The organism is Rugamonas sp. FW305-51 (assembly GCF_058786935.1).
Genome location: NZ_JBYSZG010000097.1, coordinates 1 through 3,845, shown reverse-complemented (window position 1 = coordinate 3,845; position 3,845 = coordinate 1). Strand labels below are relative to the sequence as shown.

Annotated in this window: 5 protein-coding genes; 1 reads left to right on the top strand and 4 read right to left on the bottom strand. The window is 67.7% G+C overall.

Annotated elements, in window-relative coordinates; all coding sequences use genetic code 11:
* A partial coding sequence (gene fliF, locus AC3WOS_RS28365) for a flagellar basal-body MS-ring/collar protein FliF (protein WP_492720656.1) occupies positions 1–1,070 on the bottom strand: 1,070 nt, incomplete at its 3' end.
* Between the two features lie 240 nt (positions 1,071–1,310).
* On the opposite strand from fliF, the gene fliE reads away from it, so the two are divergent.
* On the top strand, positions 1,311–1,652 hold the full coding sequence (gene fliE, locus AC3WOS_RS28360) for a flagellar hook-basal body complex protein FliE (RefSeq protein ID WP_492720654.1): 342 nt from the start codon (positions 1,311–1,313) through the stop codon (positions 1,650–1,652).
* Between the two features lie 41 nt (positions 1,653–1,693).
* On the opposite strand, the gene AC3WOS_RS28355 is transcribed toward fliE, so the two are convergent.
* From AC3WOS_RS28355 to fliK, 3 genes are all read right to left on the bottom strand, one after another.
* Positions 1,694–2,455, bottom strand: coding sequence for a flagellar brake protein (locus AC3WOS_RS28355; RefSeq protein WP_492720652.1), 762 nt, complete (start codon positions 2,453–2,455; stop codon positions 1,694–1,696).
* A 17-nt stretch (positions 2,456–2,472) separates the two neighbouring features.
* Positions 2,473–2,805 (bottom strand): EscU/YscU/HrcU family type III secretion system export apparatus switch protein, encoded by a 333-nt coding sequence (locus AC3WOS_RS28350; protein ID WP_492720650.1) that lies wholly within the window; start codon positions 2,803–2,805, stop codon positions 2,473–2,475.
* The coding region (gene fliK, locus AC3WOS_RS28345) for a flagellar hook-length control protein FliK (RefSeq protein WP_492720648.1) at positions 2,795–3,845 on the bottom strand (1,051 nt) is incomplete at its 5' end. The genes fliK and AC3WOS_RS28350, both read right to left, overlap by 11 nt.

The following is a 3,845-nucleotide window of genomic DNA, read 5'->3' as shown; positions in this document are numbered from 1 at the left end:
GTGCCGGGGGCGGGCGCGGTGCCGCCGGGGCCGGTGGCCGTCAGCGGCGCCGTGGCCGTGCCGGGTGGCTGGTTGGACAGGGCGCCCGGGATGCCGCCCGGGTTGGCGTTGGCGTTGCCGCCAGACTCGCTGGTCTGCTGGCTGCGGATGGCCGAGGCGGCCGGCGGCGAATTCGGTTTGTAGGTTTCGGCCGCCTGTTCGACCTGGGAAAAGTCCACGTCGGCCGTCGCTTCGGCCCGCACATTGCCCGTGCCCACGATGGGGATGATGATCGATTCGACTTGCTTGATGACGGAATTCTGCAGCTCTTTCACATACTTGAGCTGGCTTTCATCGAGGTTCTTGTTCAGGCCCGCATTGCCGTTCTTGTTCAGGTCGGAAATGAGGTTGCCGGCCTGGTCCACCACCGTCACGTTGGCCGGCAGCAGTTCGGGCACACTGGAGGCCACCAGGTGCACGATGGCGCTGGTCTGCTGGGGATCGAGCACGCGGTTCGGGTGCAGGTTGAGCAGCACCGAGGCGGTGGGCTTTTGCTGGTCGCGCACGAACACGGACGGCTTGGGCAGGGCCAGGTGCACGCGCGCCGATTCGACGGCCGCCAGCGACTGGATGGAGCGGGCCAGTTCGCCTTCCAGCGCGCGCTGGTAGTTGACCTGTTCCAGGAACTGGGATACGCCCAGCTTCTGGTTCTCCATCAGCTCGAAGCCGACGTTGCCACCCTTGGGCAAGCCCTGGGCCGCCAGCTTGAGGCGGATGTCGTGCACCTGTTCGGTGGGCACCAGGATGGCGGTACCGCCCTCGGAAAACTTGTGCTTGACGTTCAGTTTGTCCAGTTCGGCCGTGATGGCGCCGCCGTCGCGGTCGCTGAAGTTGGAGAACAGCACGCCGTACTCGGGCGGCTTGTTCCACAGCCACAGGGCCAGGATCACGGCCAGCACGCCGGCGGCCGCGCCCCCGCGCAGGAAATTCCTGCCCATCGGCGTCTGGATGAAGGGCAGCTTCGCCGCCGCCTCGTCGGGCGCGCCCGCTTGCTCTGCTGCGTCGATGTCGCGTTCTTCGGCTACGGCCATGGTGGGGATGATTTCATAAGTGTCGCTATCCAATCCCATCATGGGAGTGGGCCTGATACGGATTATCGCCGGGCGCCGGGCATTTCAAACGGTCAAACAGAGCCCCGTTTGCCCTCCTGCTCGGGCCTGCCGCTGGCGCCGGGACTGCTATTCTGGCAGCCTGACAGTAGCTATTGTAACGTGGCGCTGTCTCCCTGGCCGCCGGAAGTTGTTCCGCGGCAGCAACAAAACGGAGTCAAGATGAGAACAGGTGGTATAGACGGCAGCCAGATCCAGGCCATGATCGCGCAGCTCAAGGCCCACGCGACGCGGCCCCAGGCCACGCCGCCCGTGGTGCAGACGGAAACCCCGGCGGCCAAGGTCAACTTCGCCGATGCGCTGAAAAACTCGCTGGACGCGGTCAACGCCAGCCAGGTCAAGGCCGAGACCCAGGGCAAGAGCTTCGCCATGGGCGACGACAGCGTCAGTCTGTCGGACGTGATGATCTCGATGCAGAAGGCCAGCATCAACTTCCAGGCCACCATGCAGGTGCGCAACAAGCTGGTATCGGCCTATCACGACATCATGAACATGCAAGTGTAATCAAATGATAATGGCAGGCGGGCCCGGCGCGGCCCGCCTGTTCAACCGAGGCCGGCGATGCGGGCGTTGCGCTCGCGTTCGAGCTTGGTGATGTAGCGCTGCACCTGGGCCAGCATGGGCCGGGGAATGTCGATGAACTGGCAACCGAGGCGCCGGTTCGATTTGTTGTTGAGCAAGGTCATGTCGAGCGAATTGCGGATCTGCAAGGTCGTGACGATGGCGCCCACGTCCGGCAAATCGATGCGGCAGTCGGCGTAGTTGCGGCCGATGGTATCGCCCAGCAACAGCTTGTTGTCGAGGATGGCGATGCCGCCGCAGCTGATGTCGGCCAGCGGGAACGGGTGGTTGCCCCCGCCCAGCTCGGCCGGCAGGGGGATGGCCACCCGCACCGGGTTGCTGACGGGCGTCGTCATGCGGTAGTACTCGCGCCGCTGCAGCCGGATCAGCGTGGCCGGCAGCGCCATGCGCAACGCCGGATTGCCCCGGTACAAGCACTTTTCCACCTTGTCCGATGAAAACAGGATGCGGATCTTGTCCAGCGTGGTCTCGAAATGGACGGCCGCGGCGCCCACGATGCGCTGGTTTTGCTCGCGGTCGATCGAGCAGTCGAGGATGACGGCGTTATTGTCGGGCTGCACTTCCAGGATGGAGGTGACGCACACGTCGGCCTCGCCCTGCACCAGCATGCGGATCAGCTGGTTCTTCTCGCCGATGCTGCGCAGCAGGGCGATGATCTCCCTGCGCGATTCGACCTCGAAGTCATGCCAGTTTTCCAAGTCTGCTTCCTGTCGTAATGAATGCATCGCGTCCGTATCGGGGTCTAGGGTTCGGTAAGCGGCAGGCTGGGATCGGGCGGCGCGGGAAGCGGCGCGCCAGACTTTTGCGCTGATTCAATATGATATAGCCAGGCCAGCAGTTCCGCAATCGTACGATACAGGGTGGGCGGAATCTGTTTGTCGAGGTCGATTTCCATCAGCAGCGACACCAGTTCCTTCGATTCGTGCACGAACACGTCGTGCTCCTGGGCCACGGCGATGATCTGCTCGGCCACCAGGCCGCGGCCCTTGGCCACCACCTTGGGCGCGGCCGCGCCCGTCTGATAGGCCAGCGCCACGGCGCTTTGCAGGGGGCGGCGCGGGGCGTCACGGTTCATCGCCGGCTCCCGTGTCGACGGCAATGGTGAGCGAGGACAGCGGCGATCCGGCCGCCGCCATGGCCTGTTCCAGCAGGCCGGCGTAGGCCCGCAGCGTGACGGCCGACTGGTCGCTGCCGGTCTGTACCTGGATCTGCACCTGGTCGCCGGCCACGGTGACGGTGGCGGCCACCTTGCCCAGCAGCGGAAAGCGGAACCGCACGCCGCTGCGCCACACTGGTTCCGGCTGGCCGTCGGCGCCGTCGCGTCCGTCCTGGCCTTGCCGGCCGTCGCCGTCGCGCTGCTCGCGCCGCACTTCCCACTGCATGGGCTGGCCCGGCCACGCCTCGCCCTGCCATTGGACGCGGGCTTGCTCGTGGGCGTGCAACTGCTGGTTGATGAGCAGGGCCGCCGACAGGTCGGGGCCGGCCTGGGCCCGGGCGGCGCCGTCGGCGGCGGCCTGCTGCTGGCGCTGCATCTGCGGTTCCTGCATCAGCTCGGGCAGGCTGCGCTCGCCCTTGACCCAGTCGGCCACGTGCGATTCGTAGAACAGGCCGCTGTGGCCTATGGTGGTCTGCAAGCGCTGGGCCAGCTGTTCCGGCTCGGGCGGGGCGCCGGCCGCCACCAGCGCCGTCTTGCCCGTCAAGACCACGGGCGCGCCGGCCGGCGTGCCGGGGGCGGCCGTCAGCACGGCCGTCAGTACGCGGGCGGCGGCGCTCAGTGTGGGCGGCGGGGTGGTGGCGTCGAGCGCCGGCAGGGCGCTGGCCGGGATCAGAGGCGCCCTGGCCAGCAAGGCGGCGCCGGCGCTGGCCGGACGGGCTTCCCCGGCCGGCACGGCGGCGGCACCGGCCTGCTGGGTGGCCTGCAGCTCGGTGGCGGATTGGGCCCCGGCATTGGCGCCCGCCAGATTGGCCTGGGCCCCGGCGCCTGGTGCGGCGCCGGGCGCGAGGTTGGCCGCGCCCGGCAAGCGGGCGGCGGCCGTGGCGGCCGGATCGGGCAGGGTGGGGTGGTAGAGCTGGGCTTCGCCGTCGGCGCCGGACGGCGCCGCGTCGGAATAGACG